Below are 19059 nucleotides of genomic sequence, written 5' to 3'. Positions count from 1 at the left end.
GCGGCCGATGCAGCCGAAGAGGAACGCCGCTTACGCGCGGAAAAAACTGAGCGCCTTCGCCGGCTTAGGCTGGAGGGTGGTCGCGACGGTTCGCAGCAGCGCGGAACTCGTTAGGCGCTCCTGCATTTCTCGCCAAATTCGAGGAGATCGAAATATGGATCAGACGGTGAAAAAGTTGAGCAGTTCTGCAGCAAGCCGCCGTGCCACCCGCCTCGCCAAGGGTTATAGTTTCGAAGAGCTCGCAGTCGCGACTGGACTGACAGTTGCGGAGATTGCGGCGGCTGAGGAGGACGATGCCGTGCTGCCCAAGCATCACGTGGAACGGATCGAGCATGCCCTCCGCTAAGCACACTGGCGATCAGGAGTAACATCGTGTCGAACGGCGAAGACAGCAAGAATATCGAAAGCGATCTTCGGGAGATCCGCGACCTCCTTTATCGGGCGGTTCAGGACCATATGGCCCAGATGAGCGCGGATGCTAAAGAGCCTACCAAACAAGCCTATGAGCGCCTGTCTTCATTGCTAGATAGCTTGGGTAGCAACTTAAAGCTTCCCTTGGACGATCGGAGCAGACAGCCGGGCGGTCGGCACGAATAGCCTGAGAGTCAGCGCGCTGCCTGACAAAACGGGCAGGGTTGCGTGTGAGGCGCTGAACTGCGTGGTTCTCTTGCGGCATAGACAAGTTGAATTCGCAAGCTCAGGTATCGAGACAGGGCAACCGTGTCGAATTTGTCGGTCAAGGAACTTTCGCTGATCGGTCATGCTCGAGGATCTCCACAAACCCGGGAGATGTTCATGAACCGCCGTAAAATGCTGACCGCAGTTGCCGTGACGGCCGCTTTGCCCGTTCTCTTTTCTTCCACCGCTGCCCTCGCGCAGACTGAAAACACCACAGGCGACGCCGAGAAGAAGCACGCCGGCGAGACGAAAAAAGTCGGCTCGCTGTCCTTGGCCACAAGCCGCGTTGCCGCCGAGAAGGCGTCAGATCCCATGGTCAAGGAATTCGCGAAGTGGGAGGTCGCCGAGCAGGAGACGATCGCCGATATTCTCAAGTCCATGGAGATGGGCGGTAAGGCCGAAGGCGCTCTCAAGCCACCCTCTGACAGTGAGGTAGAGGCGATGCTCGACGCGGAGGGCAAGGCGTCGCTCGATAAGCTAAAAGCTACAAGCGGAGCCGCATTCGACAAGGCGTATATCTCCGCCCAGCTCGACGGCCACAAGAAGTTGCTGGCGATCCAGGAGGATTACCTTAAGGTTGGCCAGGTTCGCGAGCATCTTAGCGTGACGAAGCTGGCCCGCGGTCAGATCAAAGAGCATATCGACCACCTCGACGTGCTGAAGTCGAAACTGGGTTGATCTTGTTCGGTGACCACGGATGTACTGGCACCACACCCTCGAGAGGCCGGTTTCATCGCCGGTCTCTTGTCGTTCCGTTAAGTTCGTGGCTTGCTCTCTGCAACGCCTTCGCGGAGAAAGATAGCGATGGGAGCTGATTATGAAACCGTAACCGGCGACCAGTAGCCTTCGAGACATCCGGGGGGTGGTCGCTGGTACTGTTTTGTAATTTAGCAGATGTGCCGTAGGGCCCTATGGAACCCTTGTTCACGCAGCGGTCCTCACGATCGTCGTCAATGCATCGATCAAATCGCGTTCGTTGAACGGCTTCGCCAAACAGGGATTGCGAGCGAAGGGTTCAGGAAGTGATCGACATTCGTAACCCGTCACGAATACGATAGGTACAGAGTGCTCAGAAAGAACAGCAGCTGCCGGGTAAACCATCTCTCCGTCCAGATTGATGTCCAGGACAGCGCCGTCGAGTGCAAAACGGCTGCCAACAATGTCCATCGCCCGTTCGAGGTCAGATACGGGTCCAAAGACAACCGCACCCGCATTTTCCAATGCCGTGACGAGATCAGTGGCAACTAGATATTCGTCCTCGATCAGTAGAATTCGCCGGCCTTCTAGTGCTCGATCAGACATAGGCGGTCCTCCTGCGCCTTCGAACCAGAAAAATCCTCTGAAGTTCCCCTTGCGCAGATGGCGCGAAACTTTGTTCGCCTCGGCCAGGACCGCTCGTCGTTCAAGCACGGTAAAGAATTGAGCTATTCATCGCCTGGACAGCGCCTCGAGGAGTTATTTTTCCCTATTATGAACAGCAGGTAGCAAACCCAAAGCTGCGTTAGGTAGAAAGTCGTAAAAAGGATGCCGCAATGGTCCGACGTTTCGACGAAATACAGGGGCAAAAGAATTCTTTTGGTTGAGGAGCCTGGCCGACGAGGTCCGCCAATTCATCGCTCTCGCTGCGGAGGTTTTGGGCCCCGTCGCCGCGGTCCGGGATGCGAAGAAATTTATCGAAACGTCGGAGATCGATGCTGCCATTCTGGATATTCGTCTGGGAGATTACGTGGCCCGGCCGGAGGAGGCTGAGGTGGAAGCATCTTTTCGCAGGCAAACAACATATTGGCGCTGGCTCGTCCGCGCACTCGGACTGGTGCTACTCGCTCTTGGTGCCATCATCCTAATCAATCCGGCCGTTGCTGCGTTTCTGTTTGCCGCGCCGGCACTTGGCACCGCCGACAGCATCTTCCTCAGAGCGATCGCCGCACGTGATCTGACAATCGGAATCTCGCTGCTGGCTGCACCGGCGATATCCTTGCCAGCTACCACGCTTTTTCTGTTCGCGATCGCTATAATTCCGGCTATCGACCTCCTGCTTGTAATCTCGCACAATGGGCTGACGCCAACCTTTCTGCCGCACGCCGTCAGTCTCGCTGTCATCCTGATCTTGGCGCTATGGGGAAAGCGTCTGGCGTAGATCACCACTATGGTTCAACTCCCTCCGAGGCAGCTGCAGTTCCGGCCGGTACATGTACTTGGTAGTTGTCGTGAGGGGGCTCTATCACCGACTAGCGTGTCTCTTCGGATTGAATTCGGTCCAATACGGCTTCGGGGGCAACATCTTCTTTCAGCTCGCTTAGCTCTTCGCCAGCCTCGATCGGAACGTTCAATTTTTTCGCAATCGCTTCCACTAAAGCGATCAGACGCGTCGTTTCGTGCTCGTTTAGCAAACTAACCTGTAGATCGAGATCAGCCCGCGTATCGTCTTCGGCGGCCATCCGGTTTTGATTTATCAAAACGAACGTGGAAAGAAAAATTGCTTCGACAGAAGCTTCCATAGCGAGAATGACGAGCGACGGATCCCACGGGCGCACTCCTGGCAACAGGTCTAGGTTGGCTATAATCCACGTCCCGTATAGAAGGAGATGAATGTAGACGAAGGGCATTGATCCTGCGAACCGACTAATCGAAGCAGCTGCGCGTTCTTGCAACGATGCCGCGCTCGCGGTTTCGCGGCGCCGCTGCATGACCGCGTCAATGTTTCGTGCAAGAGCCGGGGTAAGGCCATCAGCAGCCTGCGTCGTTGGGCTTTCATTGTTGGCACTGCTCATCGGCACGCTCCTCCGCGACCTTCTAAGCCTACTATTTCGCAGCGCCTATCAATCTGCGGGACGTCTCGGTGCCCGTTCAGCAGATCTGAGGCGGCACTTCGACTGCATAATGCCGCTCACCGCGGTGACAAAGATAGACCTCCCGTTCCGGATGGACGTCGATCACGAAGCCCGAACTGCGCAGCATGGCTTCCATCGCTGCCGTATTGGGGATGAACCAGTTGGTCGGATCGGAAGCGTATCGCTCCTCCACGAAGAAGAGCTTGGGATAATCATCCCGGTCGAACAGGGACCATTCAGAGAAATCGTAGTTTTCCTGAAGCTTCGGCCGCCGCTCATCTCCGCGCTGCAAACACTGGAATAACATCTGGTCCCCAACCACATGCTCATACAGAAGGTCGAGCGCAAGCAGAGGGTGGCGCAGATGGTAGAGCACTCCCATAAAAATCACGAGGTCGAATTTTTCGCCGAGGTTTCCGACGTCGTAAACGGACATCTGGCGGAACTCCACGTCCAGGCCCGTCTGCCCGGCCACAAACCGGGCCTGCCGGAGGTAGTGTGGGTCTGCGTCGATCCCTAGCACGCGCCCGGCATTGCGCTTCTTCATCTCGAAGGAATAAAAGCCGGCATTGCATCCGACGTCAAGAACGCTGCGTCCTGCCAAGTCTTCCGGGATCACGTCCTTGAAGCCTTCCCACTTGAAGGAAGGATAGTCGCCCAGAAAATGATCGGGGGCGGTGGGTACCCCCTGCACGTGGATGTTCTGAAACCAGGGCCCGAGTTCGGCGAGCCGACGCTTGATATCATCGTCTGCTTTTCTTGCAGCGTCCATTCCTCAGGCTCCAATCTGCAGCGCGCCGGTCATGTTGGACCCTGGCTTTGCTCTTGAGGGCGTCGCACGCAGTTCTGGCTCGGCCAGAACTGAAGCAAAATAATCAGCTGTCTGTTGCAGCCCTTGCGATAGCTGGACTTTTGGCTCCCAACCAAGCAATTGCTTCGCGCGGGCAATATCCGGGCGACGACGCTGCGGATCGTCCGTGGGCAGGGGGCGGTAAACGATTTTCGACCTTCCGGGAACCATCGTCAGGATCATCGCGGCGAGCTCGTTGATGGTGAACTCGCCCGGGTTACCTATGTTCACAGGCACGCCTGGATTCGGATCCACATCCATTAGTGCCATCAAACCTGCTACGAGATCTGTCACGAAACAGAAAGATCGCGTTTGCTCGCCGCTACCGTAAATAGTCAATGGGTCGCCCGAGAGCGCCTGCACTAAAAGGTTTGAGATGATGCGCCCATCATTTGGCTGCATGCGCGGCCCATACGTGTTGAATATGCGTACGACGCGCGCATCGGTGCGACCGGCCCGCAGCATATCAAAGCAAAGTGACTCGGCGGCACGCTTGCCCTCGTCATAGCAGGCCCGCGGCCCCGTGCAGCTGACGTTACCACGATAATCTTCACGCTGCGGATGTTCTTCGGGATCGCCGTATACTTCGCTGGTTGAAGCTTGCAGCAACGACGCGTTATGACGTTCCGCAAGTGCGAGCAGGTTGCCCGTTCCAGCCACGCAGGTCATCATCGTATGGACTGGATCGGCTTGATAAGAGGGTGGAGATGCCGCACAGGCCAGGTTGTAGACCTGATGAACGTGCTCTTCGATGTCTAGGACTTGGCACACATCATGTTCAACAAGACGGAACCTAGGGTGATTTTCCAGCGGACGAACATTCGCCCTTGATCCTGTCAGGAAGCTATCGACGCATATCACTTTGTCACCGCGCAACAGAAGCGCGTCGCACAGATGCGACCCGACGAAGCCCGCTCCGCCGGCCACGAGGACAGTTCTGGTTTTTCCGTCATGTAGTTTTTGCAACATTACGTTCTCCTCGATCCTCAGGCTGAAATCGTTCGAGCGCTTTGGTTCGCGCGGGTAAATCCTTCGCAAAACGCTCCAACGCCGAAACCAGGTGAAGAGCGCGAGCGCCGCCGGTATGGGACTGCATTACGCGGCCGTGGGCTGCCCTACTCATGGCGATCCGATGCTGCTCGTCCATCCCAGTAAGGACGGCAACAACATCATCAGTGCTGCGCGCAATGCAGATCGCCTTGCCCTCTGGAAAAAGCTCGCTCAGCCCTCGCCAATCATCGCTGATGATCGGCGTGCCGCAGGCAGCCGCTTCGAACAGCCGCACGCTTGGTGACCAGCCCGCCGCGATCATGTCGGCGCGGGTCACGTTCAGGGTGAAGCGCTGTCTGCTGTAGAAGCTCGGATGGTCCTGCGGCGGCAGATGTTCGATCCGCTCTACATTCGAAGGCCAGTCGATTGTGTCGGGGTATTGCGGCCCAGCAACCACGAAGCGAAGATGCGGCAGTGCTCGCGCCGGCTCGATCAGCAACCGCTCAAGAGTTGGCTGGCGATCAGTGCTATAGGTGCCGAGATAGCCAAGATCCCATTCGAAGCTTTCGCCCGTGTTGCCATAACGCTCCGCATCCACTGAACAGTAGAGGTCGATTGCCTGGCGCGCGCCGTAGTCCCGCTCCAGCCGGGTCAGCACTTCGCCGCCGGAGAACGAAAAGTAGGCGTCGAAAACCGATATCTGTTCGAGCGCCAGATACTCCTCATCGCCGCGGTCAAGCTTGGCGAGCGTCACCGGTGTGTCGATGTCGTAAAAGCACAAACGCTTAGGGGATAGGGCCGCCACCGCTTCAATAACGGCCACCCCATCAGGCACGTATGAGCCGATGATGACGGCATCCGCAGACGTGATTGCCATTTCAAATCTGTTGGTCAACTCATCGGCGCCGGAGTAATAGGCCAGCCGGCAGAAATCAGGGTCAGGCAGGTCGCGTTGGCTGGCATACCAGGGGACGTCACGCTCGAGGAAGAGCACCCGGTGGCCTTGCGCGTGAAGCCCACGGATCAACGCACGGAACGTGGTCGCATGGCCGTTGCCCCAGGAGGAGGAAAGCGACAGGCCGATGAAGACGATGTCGAGCGGGCGCGTCATTCGGCAGCCTCCATTTGCCGGGCATGGGCGCGGAAGATCGCATCGACGGTCATGGCACGGCTGGCGTAGGTGTGGTCCGCTAGCACGCGGTTGAGGGCATTCTTGCCGATCAGCTGTGCTTGCTCATTGCTGAGCCCGGCAAGGATGTCGCTGACGTCCTTGCCGTCGCGCGCCACCAGAACCTCTTCGTTCGGTTTCAGGAACAGCTCGATGCCCTCCCAGAAGTCGGTGATAAGGCAGGCGCCGGCGCCAGCCGCCTCAAACACCCGCGTCGCCGGTGAGAATCCGTTTTCCGCCATACTGGCACGCGAGATGTTGAGTACAGCCTTGGAGGTCACGTTGAATGCGTTATGGTCGCGGGTAGAAACGTGCCCGATATAGTTGATGTTGGCGGACATCGGCTTGTCCTGCCAGCCCGAGCCGCCAAGCATGAAGGTGGCGCTGGCAAGCTTTGCCGCCGGCTCCAGGAAGAAGTGCTCGACACGGGCCTCGCGATCTGGCAGCCGGTTACCAAGGAACCCGAGATCGGCATTGAAGCGCGCATCCGGAGCAACCGGATGGTGGGTCATCGGATCGAGCGCATTGTAGATGGGAATGCAGTCGCGCGCACCCATTGCCCGGTAGACATCCACGACCGGATCGCCCCCGCCGTAGGTCAGCACGAGATCGATCGTGGAAAGGGCGCGGCGGAGCGGGTGATCCGGCGCTGCACGCAGTTCCCCGAGCGTCGCCGGCGCATCTACGTCCCAGAAGATCTTCAGCGCCCTCGGCTTTGCCGCCCGCATGACCTCGTCCAGCAGCAGATCGTCCTCGAAGCCGACGCCGCTCGCCTTGACAACCACATCCGCTTCGCATGCCTTCGCCGCCACGTCCTTGAGAGCCTCGATGGTGCCTTCATAGACGACGACCTTGCACCATCCCGGTGGCTCGATATCGCGGTTTTTCTGTCGGTCGTAGACGTCGGGCTCGTAGAAGGTGATGACGTAACCCTTCTCGGCGAGGGCCCGCAGCAGGCCGCGGTAATAGGTGGCGGCGCCGTTCCAGTAGGCGGAAACGAGGCTGGAACCGTAGAAGGCAATCTTCATTCTGCGACCTCCGGGGAAACGAGCTTGCGGGTGACGCGATCGGTGCCGCAGTCAGCCAGGATGGTGAGGAGTTCGTCGACCCGGTGGCGGCAGGTGTGGTGCGCCTTCAGGGTTTCGCGGCCCGAGCGGGCAAGCGAATCCGCCAGATCCCGGTCGGAGAGAACCTCCCGAAGCCGCGTGGTCATCTCCTCGCCGCTGTGCACGATGAGGTAGTCTTCTCCCGGGCGAAACAGATGCTCCGCATCGTCCCAGGGTGCCGAGAGCAGCGGTATACCGCAGGCGAGTGCCTCAAAGGGGCGGATGGTCGGAATGCCCGGAAGGTTCTGCACATAGGGGCAGCGCGGAATATGCACCGTCACCCGATGCTGGGCGAAGGCATGCGGAACCTTGGCATTGGCGATCCAGCCGCCGAAGGTAATCTCGCCGTCCTTCAATGCCTGCTTTGCATGGTCGGGATAGCGGACCCCATGTACCAGAGTCTTCAGCCTGAGCGCCTTTGCCGGCTGCACCAGAAACTCAATGATCTCGGCGGAACGCTCGTCGTCGCCCCAGTTGCCGACCCAGATCAGATCGCCTGTCTTTTCAACCTCGGGCATCGGCTTGAACAGCGTGTCGTCGGCCGCCTCATGCCAGGTAAACACATTGCTGCCCCAGCCGGCGTTGAGGTAACGCTCGCGTAGCGTTTCTCCGAAGGCAAGGATGCCGTCGTATTCGGTGAGCCTCAGCCCGGCGATGGCGCCTTCGGAAGAAACTGCCCGGTGATGGGTGTCATGGAACAACAGTGTAAATGTGCCACCGCTCGCACGGATGCGGCCGATTTCCGATACGAGGGCGGGATCCGTCCACTCATGCACCACCACCACATCCGCATCGGCAAGGGCTGCTTCATGGTTGAAGCCGGCATAATATATCTCGGCGTTAAGTTCCGGAAAATGCGTGGAAAAATCGCTAAGCGCTGCCTCGCCCTGGTCCTGCACGAGATTGCCGCGGCTCCAGGAATCGAAAGGCTCGAGTGCCACCGCCTCGTGGCCGCGGCGGATCAGGTCGCGCATGATCCCGCGCAGGAAATGCGCATTGCCGTGATTCCAGTCGGATATCAGCGAGTGGGTGTAGAAAACGAACTTCATGGTAACTCCGCAGCGGAAAGCGTGTAATTGCGCTGGAGCAGGCCCGAATAGAGACCCGCCATGGCTTCGGCTTGGGAAGGCAGGTCGAAGCGTCTGGAGCGCTCCGCAGCCTTGTCCGCCAGTTTCGCTCGCAGATCGTTATCCCCAAGCAGGCGATCGATCGCCGCAGCCAGTGCCTTGGCGTCTTTGGGGTCTGCGAAGAGGGCAGCGCCATCCCAGAGCTCCCGGTAGGTGGCGATGTCCGCCAGCACCAGCGCATTATGGGCGCGCGCTGCTTCGAGGGCCGCGAGCCCGAAGGGTTCGTAGAGGGAAGGCGACACGAAGACGGACGAGCGACGCATCAGCGACATGACATCCGCATGCGAGATCTCGCCGGGGTGTTCCGCATGACGGATCGGCAGCGTCTGGCCGTCGGGCCCGTTGCTCGGTCCCGCCATTATGATCGGCCAGGCAGTGGACGCTGCAGCCTCGTCGAGGACGCGCCCGTTTTTGCCGTCGTCCCACCAGCGGGCAGCCGCAGAGACAAGCAAGTCCTTGGAGTCGGATGTCTGTGCTGATCGGCTGGAATTGTAGACCACGTGCAGCCTATCAATTCCCCCATAGGCCTCTTCCAGCATGCGGGCATGGTTACGGCTTGGCGCAAGCGCGAGGTCCGCGCGGAGGAGCCCGCGTCGATTGATCGCATGATGCCACTGCCAGTCCGCTGGTACCGGTTCGCCACGAACGCCGGCAAACCAGGTGACCACGCAGGAATGCGACATGGCGATCACCGGCAGATCCGTATCGATGACAGCCGCCTGGGACGGGAGGTTGAGGTGCAGCAGATCGACTGCTTCCGCGCGCGCGAGATCGGCGATCTGCGGCCCGACGTCGGAGAGTTCGCCTTCGCTTTTCACCATCCAGTCCAGCGGCGCATCGACCCAGCGTAGCTGTCCCAGCTCCGACGCTTCCCTCTGCTGGCCGTCAGAAGGCTGGGGCCCGAGCCCGACGAACAGGAACTCGAAGCCCCGCGGTTGCAGGCTCGCGGCCAGGTCCATCGCATAGCGCCAGACGCCGCCCACCGCATCGACGGTCATAAGGATACGGACAGCGGCGGACCGCTTCGGTATCGTCATGCCGAAACCTTCCGCTTTTCTTTCCCGAGGACCGCGCGTCCGCCGAAGCGGTTGTCGGCCAGCCATTCTGCGAGGTGCTGAAGCCCTTTGCGCCAATAGACCTTGGCCTCCCAGCCGAGCTGGCTCTCCAGTGACCTAGTATCTGCCACGAAGAAATATTGATCGCCGGCGCGCCAGTCGCCGAACTGCGTACGCAGAGGCCGGCCAGTCAGGGTTTCAATCTCGCGCAGGACGCTGAGAATGCTCACCGAGTTGCGGGGGCCGCCACCGAGGTTGAAGGCCTTGCCCTTGACCTGGTCGATCGCGGAAAGAACGGTGCGATAGGCCGAGACTGCGTCATCGACATGCAGGATATCGCGCACTTGCTTGCCGTCGCCATAGATGGAGATCTCTTCACCGGCCAGCGCCCGAATGAGAAAATGTGCCACCCAGCCCTGGTCTTCCGTGCCGAATTGGCGTGGCCCGTAGATACAGCTCATCCTCAGTACGGCTGTCGGAATGTCGTAGGACTTCGCATAATCCAGCACATACTGGTCGGCGACGCCCTTGGAGCAGCCGTAAGGGGTGCAGAAGTTGATGGGCCGATCCTCGCCGATCCCATGGGCGCGGATCGCCTCGTCGGACGGAATATACCGGTCGTCCAGCTCGAGCATCGCCACGTTTTCCAGCGCGCCATAGACCTTGTTGGTGCTGGCGAAGATGACCGGCGCACGCTTGCGTGCCTTGCGGACCGATTCAAGCACGTTGATAGTGCCGCGCGCGTTCGCCTCGAAGTCATCGATGGGATGCACGAGGCTAGTGGTAACCGCCGTCTGGGCTGCCAGGTGGAAGACAGCCTTTGCGTCGGTGAACGCTGCCTCAATGCCGCGCAGGTCGCGCACGTCGGCGAGCACCGGATGAACCCGGTCGCCGTGGCGCTGTGTCAGCCATCCAAGGTTCTGGTCGACGCCCGAGCGACCCAGGTTGTCGAGGATGATGACGTCTTCGCCGTCGTTGAGGAAGCTGTCGGCAAGGTTGGAACCGATGAAACCGCTGCCGCCGGTGATAACAATCGGTGTCGTACCTTTTGAAAGGTTCGGCGCGGCAAGCTTGGCCACATCCTCAAGCCGCGACACGCCGCCCTCAAGCAGCAGCCGGGCCAGCAGCTTCGGCTGGTTGTCGTGCGTGACGGCGCCCAGGTGATAGTGCCGCGGATCGAACCACAGGCCCTCTTGGACCGGAACGTCTGGCGCCACGTCCTGCCAGGAATACCAGTACATGCGATCTGCCGGAACGGTCAGGGCCTTCATGAACCGGCGCGCCTGCTCCATGTCGTCGCTGCGCCAGGTGGAGTAACCGGTTTCGGTGATCCAGATCTCCGACGCGGGATTGAAGCGGTCGAGGATCCGGCGCATTTCGCCTAGATGCATGTCCCAGCCGCCCCAGGTGCCCTCTTCGCTGTCCCAAGTGCCGGGGAAGCCATGGAAACCAACGGCGTCCACCACGTTGAGCACGCCGCGCTCGCCCATCAGGTTCAACCAGTAGGGATCGAAAGGGCAAGGCCCGCCAAGCACTGGCTTGAAGCCGCGCTGCTTGGCCCAATAAGCTGCGCCGCCGATCATCTCGGAAAACAGCAGGAAATCAGCGTCTTCGCGCCAGTCCCAGTCGAGCAGGTTGTTCGGCTCGTTCCACAGTTCCACATGGGTAAACTGCTTGCCATAGCGGGTCAGCACGTGATCCAAGAAGTCCGCATAGGACTTCAGCTCTTGCGGTGGCCCGTTGGCGCGACCTGTCCGGGACAGCGACGGCGGCGTGTAATGCAGGCAGGGCAGCAGGTCAATCCGGCTGCCGAGTTGCGGTATCAGCCAGTCGAACCATTCCTCCCCGCCAGGCGCCAGATACTCGGCCCAGGAAAGATGGGTGCGAAGATAGCTCGCACCGCTTGCGATGATCTGAGGAAGAATCCGCTCGGTCCGTTCGTATTCACCGGGTCGAAACCATTCCACAAAGCCATAATCATGGGGCTTATGAAGCCCAATTGATTGATAACCCGTCATGATACGAGCCCTTTCTCTTCCAGCTGCCGTTTCATCTCCGCCCCCCGGTCGACAGCACCCGTGCTGCGGACCCATTCCGCAAACGGACCAAGCGAATTCTCAAGACGGTGGTGGGGCTCGAAGCCCAACAATTCGCGCGCTTTTGAAATATCCGCGAAGCAGTTGCGGATATCACCCGAGCGCGCCTTGTTCATGATGTCGGGAGAGATCTCTGGAACGCCCATCGCCTCGGCGAGAAAGGCCGCAACCTCGGCGATGGTATAGGCTTGGCCACTGCCGATGTTGATGACATGGCCGTTCGCAGCCGGCTTTTCGAGGGCTAGGCGGAAGCCGCGGGCGACGTCATGCACATGGACGAAATCGCGGCGCTGCCGGCCGTCCTCGAAAATCATCGGCGGTTGACCATTGGCAAGTCGTGATGCGAAATTGGCAAGCACGCCGGTATAGGGATTGGATAGCGCTTGGCCGGCGCCGAATACGTTGAAGAGGCGCAACGCGACGGCTTCGACGCCATAAGCCTCACCGAAGATCAATATCTGCTTCTCCTGCGCGTATTTCGTCAGGGCATAAATGGAAGCGAGATCGATCGGCTTTTCCTCGTCGGTCGGAACCGGAACGAGTTCATCGCCATCGGGACCGGTCGCAGCCCACCGGCCAGCTTTGATCTGCTCAGCCTTTCGCCGCACCAGGTCGAGCGAGCGTCCATCGCGTGTCTGGTAGCGTCCCTCGCCATAGACGCTCATGGATGACGCGACAACAATGCGCTTGATCTGCTTGCCAATCATGGCTTCGAGAAGAACGGCGGTGCCCAAATCATTGCCGCCGACATAACGAGCGATCTCGTACATTGACTGACCAACGCCGACTTCAGCGGCAAGATGTATTACACCTTCCACACCGGCGAGAGCTTGCTCTACAACATTTTTGTCCCTCACATCGCCGCGGATCACTTCGGCCGCTTCGGCCACGGTCGCCTCCGCGTCGCCATGAACCTGTTCGATCAGGGCATCCAGAATACGAACCTCGTAGCCTTGTTCCAGAAGTTCTTCCGTGACATGCCGACCAATAAAGCCGCATCCGCCAGTCACTAGAATCTTTGCCATGGGGCCTCCTCAGTTGCTACGCTCAGCTAAAAATTGATGCTCGAACCGAGGGAGCTGGGGAAAGTTCCTTCATCTTTGACATCTTTGACATCAGTGACTTCATCAATGACATTGTCTCCAGGAAACCGATGAAGGTTTCGAGCACCGAACGATGCGGTTGCCGCAATAGGCTTGGGCGCGTTGGAGCTATCAATCTCATCTTCAACGTCATCTTCTTCAATGTCATTCGGAACTCTCGGTAGGTTCTGGAGTTCGGCCCCCCAATGTGTTCAGGATCATGGCGGAGTGGCAGAAAATGAATGTTGTAATGATCGGCGCCGGCTATGTCGGCCTCACGACGGGCGCCTGCTTCGCGTCACTCGGCTATAATGTTTGCTGTGTTGACATTGATGAGGGGCGCATCGCTGATCTCGAAAAGGGAATAATGCCGATCTATGAGCCCGGCTTGGCTGAGCTGATGGTCGAGAGCCGAAAAGCAGGAGGGCTACGCTTTTCCGCTGACATCGGCGCATCGGTTGCTGACGCCAACTTTGTTTTTCTTGCTGTCGGGACTCCATCAACAACCGATGGCGATATAGATCTATCTTTTGTGGTTTCCGCCGCACGTGGCATCGCACAGCATCTTCCCGACAACGCTATAGTCGTTATCAAGTCGACGGTGGTGGCTGGCACGGCAAAGGCCGTTGCCGAGATTATCTCCTCCGACCGGGCCGGCCGCCGTATTACTGTTGCCTCAAACCCCGAGTTCCTGCGCGAAGGTTCGGCGATCGCCGATTTCAGGAACGCGGACCGGATCGTGGTCGGCGCGGACGACGAAGGCACTGCGCGTTCGATGAAGGAATTGTACCGCCCGCTCACCGAGCGCGGCATTCCCTTCGTCGCCACCAGTACGATAGACGCGGAGTTGATCAAATATGCAGCCAATGCCTTTCTGGCATTGAAGATCGGCTTCATTAACGACGTCGCCAACATCTGCGAGAATGCGGGGGGTGATGTGACTGCGGTGGCAAAAGGAATCGGACTCGACCAGCGCATTGGCCCGGCGTTCCTGCAGCCAGGCCCTGGCTTCGGTGGCTCCTGCTTCCCGAAGGACACGCGCGCCTTCGCAGCCACGGGAAAGCGCTTCGGCGCGCCTCAGCCACTAATCGAAACGCTGATCAATTGTAACGAAAACCGGAAAAACGACTTGGCGCATCGGATTTTGGAGGTGCTCGGCGCGAGGGGCCAGGCGAAAACGGTCACCATCCTGGGTGTAGCCTTTAAGGCCGAAACCGACGACGTCCGGGAATCCGCTGCCCTATCGATCATCCCGATCCTCCAGCGGGGCGGTGTCAGCGTCCGCGCACATGATCCAAAGGCTCAGGCGCCGGCCCGCAGAATGCTTGGCGCTGGCGCTGGTGTTGAATGGCACGACGACCTCTACACAGCAGTTAATGGGGCCGACGCCGTGGCCGTTCTTACCGAATGGGATGACTATCGCCGGATGAACTTGTCCCGAGTTGCAGACCTGATGAATGGCCACCACCTCTTTGATTTCCGAAACCTCTTCAAGCCGGAAAAGGCGATCTGCCACGGCCTCGTTTATCATAGTCTTGGCCGTGCCGTAGGCAGAGCCGAAAAAATGAAAGCTTATGCACAGGGCGGCGGAGGCCCGGCCTTGATCGAAGTCGCGGCTTCGCCCCTTTGATCGAGTTATCCAAAGGTTCCAATCAGGAGGTAACGAATGGATGTGTCCGACCATCTAGCTGCTGGGCAGCTTGCCGGCGTTGTCATTCCAAAAGCAGGCGAAATACAACTTCGAAACGTGGCTCTCGAAGCACCGAGGCCCGGACAAATGCGGGTGCGCCTTGAGGGATGCGGCGTCTGCGCGTCGAACTTGACGCCTTGGGCAGGGCCGGACTGGATGCACTTTCCAACGGAGCCGGGCGGCCTTGGCCACGAGGGGTGGGGACGGGTGGATGCGTTAGGCAGCGGGGTCGACGGTTTGAAGATCGGCGACCGGGTTGCTGTCTTGAGCTACCACGCATATGCGAGCCATGATTATGCTCCCGCGGACATGGTCGTGCCGCTTCCGGCGTCGCTGGACAACAAACCGTTTCCCGGGGAACCACTTGGCTGCGCGATGAACATCTTCAAGCGCTCAGACATTCGCGCCGGGCAGACCGTAGCCATTATCGGCATTGGGTTTCTCGGTGCACTGTTGACCCAGCTCTGCACCAACGCTGGGGCCCACGTCATCGGTATCTCCCGGCGTGAAGCCTCGCTCAAAGCAGCTAAACGGATGGGTGCGGCCGAAACGATCGTGATGGACGATCATTGGCGCATTATTGAAGAAGTTAGAGCGCTCACGGATGGTAGCTTCTGCGATCGGGTCATCGAGGCGGTCGGTCACCAGTGGCCGCTCGACCTGGCTGGCGAACTGACGAGGGAGCGCGGCCGCCTTACCATTGCTGGCTATCATCAGGACGGACCTCGGCAGGTCAACATGCAGCTTTGGAACTGGCGCGGCCTTGACGTGGTCAATGCTCATGAGCGTGATCCCGCCATCTACATCCAGGGTATCCGCGATGCGGTCGACGCCGTGGTTGAAGGGTGTCTTGATCCCTCTTCCCTCTATACGCACCGCTATCCTCTGGCTCAGCTCGACCAAGCCCTGAACGATACGCGCGACCGTCCCGGGAACTTTATCAAGGCACTGGTGGTAAACCCATGAATAGTACCATAATGCAGCAGAACGTGGAGGCACTCTCCCGGCCGGCACGCGTTGGTTTCCTGGGAGTTGGCTGGATCGGCCGCCATCGCATGGACGCCATGCTTGCAACTGGGCTCGTGGAAGCCGTTGCTATTGCCGACCCCTCCCCTGAAATGCTCGAGGCAGCAACAAAGGCTGCGCCGCAGGCGAAGACGCTTTCCAGCCTGGATGAGCTGCTAGCAGAAGACCTAGATGGCGTCGTCATCGCTACCCCTAGCGCTCAGCATGCACAACAGACTATTCGAGCGCTCAATGCAGGAGTGGCGGTTTTTTGTCAGAAGCCATTGGGCCGCACAGCTTGGGAGGTTAACGCTGTGGTCGAGGCCGCAAGAAGGGCAGACCGCCTCATTGGGGTAGACCTTTCCTACCGGCACACCGAAGCGATGCGACGGATCAAGGCTTTGCTGCAGGAGCAGCATCTCGGTCAGGTCAGCGCTATCGACCTGACGTTCCACAATGCCTACGGACCGGACAAGCCTTGGTTCTATAACAAGGAGCTCTCCGGTGGCGGGTGCGTTATCGATCTCGGTGTACATCTAATCGACCTTGCTCTTTGGGCACTTGATTTCCCCGAAGTGATCAGCGTCACGAGCAACCTGCTTGCACAGGGACGGCCGTTGTCCCACGCACCGGAAGAGGTTGAGGATTACGCCGTTGCGACACTCGTTCTGGCGACCGGAGCTGTCGTTCGGCTGGCCTGCTCCTGGCGTTTGAATGCGGGGCAAGACTGTGTCATCGACGCAAGTTTCTATGGCACGGCCGGCGGAGTGGCTATGCGTAACGTCAGAGGATCTTTCTATGACTTTGTCACCCAACACTTCGCCGGAACCGCCACGGAGCAGCTTGCGGGTCCACCGGATGAATGGGGAGGACGCGCTGCTACGGCTTGGGCGAGGCAGCTCGTCGAGGATGGGAAATTCGACGCTGAGGCCCAATATCTTTCAAGCGTGGCCGAGGTCATCGACCGAATCTATGCCGGCGCCCAGCAGCCATGAACGCGTCGGTGGGAAAAATGCGGACGTTTCAGAGCTGCGGAACTGTCAGCCGCCATCTTTGTTTCTCGATCGGCGAACGACAACGAGGCTCAGATGCCGAAGCAAAAGTTTCTACTGGGAAAAAAGGTAGCGACGCAACCTACCGATCTGGTGCTACGAAGTAGCTTGCCACAATGGGTCGTCCGCGTCCTCAGACAAAGTGGCATCAAGAGAATGAGTGTGATTGCCGCTCTCTCCGACGAGCAGCTTCTAAAGGTGCCTGGAATTGGCCGGCAGTCGCTCAAGCTCATTCGAGACGAAATCAGGCGGATAACTGACTTGAAGAAGCAAGGTTCAACACAGCATTGAGCACCTCGGCGAAAAATCGTCACCTACGGCAAGAACGACTCTGCTGGAAGTGGGTGATATTGGAGACGACAACCGGCGCGCGTCCGAATTACGACGAGATGCTCGAAGCAGCTGAACGCTTCTTGAGCCAACGCAGGACGCGGATTTCCTCGTCGTCCAGCCACTGCTGAAGCCGTTCGCTCTTGGTCTTTAACTTCAACACATCGCGAAGCAATCCGGCTTCAAAATCCTCAAATACCGCTGGATGGATGTATGATGAGCGACAGACCGCACGAGTGTTGACGAGCTTTGCGGCTATCGCGTCGATCGCTTTATTAAGCTGACGCGCGAGTTCGCGCTTTGTGGACGCGACTTCAAGGGACGCTAGGGCTTCAACCGCCATGCAGGTCGCACCCCAGGTTCGAAACTGCTTGGAACTGAAGTCGTCGCCGGTAAGTTCCCGGATATAGGCGTTAACGTCTTGCGAGGAAATCGGTCTGCATCCGCCTTCATCGCAAACGTACTGAAACAGGTGCTGGCCTGGCAGTTCCTGTAGCTTTCGGACAACATTAGCAATGCGACGGTCGCTGTGAGCAAGGTTCCACTCCTTGCCCGACTTCCCTTTGAAGCGGAACTTCAGGCTGCCACCCTCCACTTTTACATGGCGACTGCGTAGCGTCGTCAGCCCGTACGACTTATTCGCCTCCGCATAGGTGGCGTTGCCTACGCGGATGTAAAGGTTGTCGAGCATCCAAACCACGGTGGCCAAAGCCTTGTCCATGGTTAAGCTACGTGAGCGCAAATCTGTCTCAACCCGCTCACGGAGGTCCGGCAAGCAATTGGCAAAGTCGACGAGCCTCTCGAACTTGGCTTTTCCACGCTCCGCGTGCCAGTCGGAGTGGTAGCGATACTGGCGACGACCGTGGGCGTCGTTGCCGATCGCCTGCAAATGGGAAAACGGATTGGTCGAGATAATGACATCGGTATAGGCGGGTGGTATCGCCAGGGCATTCAACCGCGAGATCTCTGCAGCGTCTGTGATCCGCCGCCCATCCGGCCGGTAGTAGAGGAAGCCTTTAGCGCCTAGTTTGCGGGTGATGCCGGTCTCTAATCCAGGAACGTAGACCAAGCTAGATGCCAGCTTCGCTTCCGCGGTGATTGTGTTGATGTCAGTGATGGTCTGGCTCATTCCGCCATAACTCGCGAGGGAGGATGCTGTTCCTGCGCATCAGTAGCTTCTCTATGATTGCAGTCAGCTCTAGAGGCGCGCTTTTTTGGACCTTGCGAACGCGGCCCTCTCTTGCTTCTGTACGTCAATCAACTAACGCGCGCGTGAGGGACACGGCAGATCTCGCGCAGCACGAGTCCGCGGCGTCCGGTTTTTGCCGTGCATCGCCTTCCTGGCTGTCTCGCAGAAGCCGCATCGACTTACATCAGGCTCGTTACTGTCAGCGGCTGGAGCACGGAGCTCAGACGTCGACTGACAGATGGCGAAATTGACCTCGCTCCGATAAACATGAGCTTAGTGGAGCAAGTCTCGGCAGCTGGAAGGAAAGCTGGTATGGGTGCAATTCGCTGCCGATCTCGGATGCATCTATCGGGATCGTGCGATCCTGGCGTTTGAGCAAAGAGGTTGCCGACGGCGGGTCGCCATACGGGCCGGGGCCTGACGTGTGTGCAGGGGGCAGTCGCCTCCGGCCTCGGTATCAGCCTGTTGCCGTCCGATGCGGTCCTTCCCGAATATCGGCAACTAGATTCCAGAACGGAGTCGATGATCAGGACCATCTGAACGGCCCCGGTGAAAGCTCGATCAAGTTTCTCGATTGCAGCAAGTTTGTCAGAAGGTCCCTCGCGATAGCTTGGTTGGCGCCATCCTCGACGCAGTTCCTACGGTGTAGACCCCGCCGGGCAGTTAGAGTTCTCGGCTGTCTTGCTCTTGAGATCCCATCAGGGGTGAGTAGCGGCCTGCTCCGTGGCAGAGTGAGGTTGCTAGAAAACTCTCTGGAGGCCAACCATGCCGATGACATCAGATCAATCTCAAGCACAGACCGCTACTCTA

19 protein-coding genes are annotated in these 19059 nt (G+C 58.9%); 8 read left to right on the top strand and 11 right to left on the bottom strand.

Annotation, left to right across the window (positions count from 1 at the left end; genetic code table 11):
• The 3 genes from JNB91_RS31565 to JNB91_RS29845 all read left to right on the top strand — a co-directional run.
• Window positions 1–346, top strand: a 346-nt coding sequence (locus JNB91_RS31565; RefSeq protein WP_346269429.1) for a helix-turn-helix domain-containing protein, incomplete at its 5' end; no start/stop codon positions are given.
• Window positions 347–372: 26 nt separating this feature from the next.
• On the top strand, window positions 373–597 hold the full coding sequence (locus tag JNB91_RS29850) for a hypothetical protein (RefSeq protein WP_220329059.1): 225 nt from the start codon (window positions 373–375) through the stop codon (window positions 595–597).
• A 198-nt stretch (window positions 598–795) separates the two neighbouring features.
• Window positions 796–1356 (top strand): DUF4142 domain-containing protein, encoded by a 561-nt coding sequence (locus JNB91_RS29845; RefSeq protein WP_220329058.1) that lies wholly within the window; start codon window positions 796–798, stop codon window positions 1354–1356.
• A gap of 246 nt (window positions 1357–1602) precedes the next feature.
• On the opposite strand, the gene JNB91_RS29840 is transcribed toward JNB91_RS29845, so the two are convergent.
• On the bottom strand, window positions 1603–1980 hold the full coding sequence (locus JNB91_RS29840; protein ID WP_220329057.1) for a response regulator: 378 nt from the start codon (window positions 1978–1980) through the stop codon (window positions 1603–1605).
• 277 nt (window positions 1981–2257) lie between these two features.
• Here JNB91_RS29840 and JNB91_RS29835 point away from each other — a divergent pair, with 277 nt between their 5' ends.
• Window positions 2258–2815, top strand: a complete 558-nt coding sequence (locus tag JNB91_RS29835) for a DUF4267 domain-containing protein (protein ID WP_220329056.1) — start codon at window positions 2258–2260, stop codon at window positions 2813–2815.
• 91 nt (window positions 2816–2906) lie between these two features.
• Here JNB91_RS29835 and JNB91_RS29830 read toward each other — a convergent pair whose 3' ends face one another.
• The 9 genes from JNB91_RS29830 to JNB91_RS29790 all read right to left on the bottom strand — a co-directional run bounded on the left by JNB91_RS29830 (window position 2907) and on the right by JNB91_RS29790 (window position 12926).
• On the bottom strand, window positions 2907–3449 hold the full coding sequence (locus JNB91_RS29830; RefSeq protein ID WP_220329055.1) for a DUF1003 domain-containing protein: 543 nt from the start codon (window positions 3447–3449) through the stop codon (window positions 2907–2909).
• Between the two features lie 76 nt (window positions 3450–3525).
• Window positions 3526–4281 (bottom strand): TIGR04290 family methyltransferase, encoded by a 756-nt coding sequence (locus JNB91_RS29825; RefSeq protein WP_220329054.1) that lies wholly within the window; start codon window positions 4279–4281, stop codon window positions 3526–3528.
• 3 nt (window positions 4282–4284) lie between these two features.
• A complete protein-coding gene (locus JNB91_RS29820; protein ID WP_220329053.1) occupies window positions 4285–5328 on the bottom strand; it encodes a UDP-glucuronic acid decarboxylase family protein in 1044 nt (347 codons plus the stop codon).
• Complete coding sequence (locus JNB91_RS29815) at window positions 5309–6460, bottom strand: CgeB family protein (protein ID WP_220329052.1); 1152 nt, start codon at window positions 6458–6460, stop codon at window positions 5309–5311. The genes JNB91_RS29820 and JNB91_RS29815 overlap by 20 nt, the downstream gene beginning before the upstream one ends.
• On the bottom strand, window positions 6457–7545 hold the full coding sequence (locus JNB91_RS29810) for a CgeB family protein (RefSeq protein WP_220329051.1): 1089 nt from the start codon (window positions 7543–7545) through the stop codon (window positions 6457–6459). Before JNB91_RS29810 ends, JNB91_RS29815 begins: the two co-directional genes overlap by 4 nt.
• On the bottom strand, window positions 7542–8672 hold the full coding sequence (locus JNB91_RS29805; protein WP_220329050.1) for a CgeB family protein: 1131 nt from the start codon (window positions 8670–8672) through the stop codon (window positions 7542–7544). The genes JNB91_RS29810 and JNB91_RS29805 overlap by 4 nt, the downstream gene beginning before the upstream one ends.
• Entirely contained in the window at window positions 8669–9787 is a 1119-nt protein-coding gene (locus JNB91_RS29800; protein WP_223218479.1) for a glycosyltransferase family 4 protein, read from the bottom strand. The genes JNB91_RS29805 and JNB91_RS29800 overlap by 4 nt, the downstream gene beginning before the upstream one ends.
• Entirely contained in the window at window positions 9784–11823 is a 2040-nt protein-coding gene (locus tag JNB91_RS29795; protein ID WP_220329049.1) for an NAD-dependent epimerase/dehydratase family protein, read from the bottom strand. Before JNB91_RS29795 ends, JNB91_RS29800 begins: the two co-directional genes overlap by 4 nt.
• The gene (locus tag JNB91_RS29790; protein WP_220329048.1) at window positions 11820–12926 is read right to left on the bottom strand and encodes an NAD-dependent epimerase/dehydratase family protein; all 1107 of its coding nucleotides are present in this window, start codon (window positions 12924–12926) and stop codon (window positions 11820–11822) included. Before JNB91_RS29790 ends, JNB91_RS29795 begins: the two co-directional genes overlap by 4 nt.
• Window positions 12927–13233: 307 nt before the next feature.
• Here JNB91_RS29790 and JNB91_RS29785 point away from each other — a divergent pair, with 307 nt between their 5' ends.
• The 4 genes from JNB91_RS29785 to JNB91_RS29770 all read left to right on the top strand — a co-directional run bounded on the left by JNB91_RS29785 (window position 13234) and on the right by JNB91_RS29770 (window position 17021).
• A complete protein-coding gene (locus JNB91_RS29785) occupies window positions 13234–14613 on the top strand; it encodes a UDP-glucose dehydrogenase family protein (protein ID WP_262928046.1) in 1380 nt (459 codons plus the stop codon).
• A gap of 36 nt (window positions 14614–14649) precedes the next feature.
• The gene (locus tag JNB91_RS29780) at window positions 14650–15639 is read left to right on the top strand and encodes an MDR/zinc-dependent alcohol dehydrogenase-like family protein (RefSeq protein ID WP_220329047.1); all 990 of its coding nucleotides are present in this window, start codon (window positions 14650–14652) and stop codon (window positions 15637–15639) included.
• A gap of 11 nt (window positions 15640–15650) precedes the next feature.
• Window positions 15651–16673, top strand: coding sequence for a Gfo/Idh/MocA family protein (locus JNB91_RS29775; protein WP_223218478.1), 1023 nt, complete (start codon window positions 15651–15653; stop codon window positions 16671–16673).
• A 93-nt stretch (window positions 16674–16766) separates the two neighbouring features.
• Window positions 16767–17021, top strand: coding sequence for a hypothetical protein (locus JNB91_RS29770; protein ID WP_220329045.1), 255 nt, complete (start codon window positions 16767–16769; stop codon window positions 17019–17021).
• A gap of 88 nt (window positions 17022–17109) precedes the next feature.
• Here the strand turns inward: JNB91_RS29770 and JNB91_RS29765 are convergent, their stop codons facing one another.
• Complete coding sequence (locus JNB91_RS29765; RefSeq protein WP_220329044.1) at window positions 17110–18189, bottom strand: DNA topoisomerase IB; 1080 nt, start codon at window positions 18187–18189, stop codon at window positions 17110–17112.
• Window positions 18190–19059: the final 870 nt, after the last annotated feature.

Origin of the sequence: Aliirhizobium wenxiniae (assembly GCF_019511445.1) — a bacterium.
GTDB classification, from domain to species: domain Bacteria; phylum Pseudomonadota; class Alphaproteobacteria; order Rhizobiales; family Rhizobiaceae; genus Neorhizobium; species Neorhizobium wenxiniae_A.
This window is presented reverse-complemented; position numbering and strand designations above follow the sequence as displayed.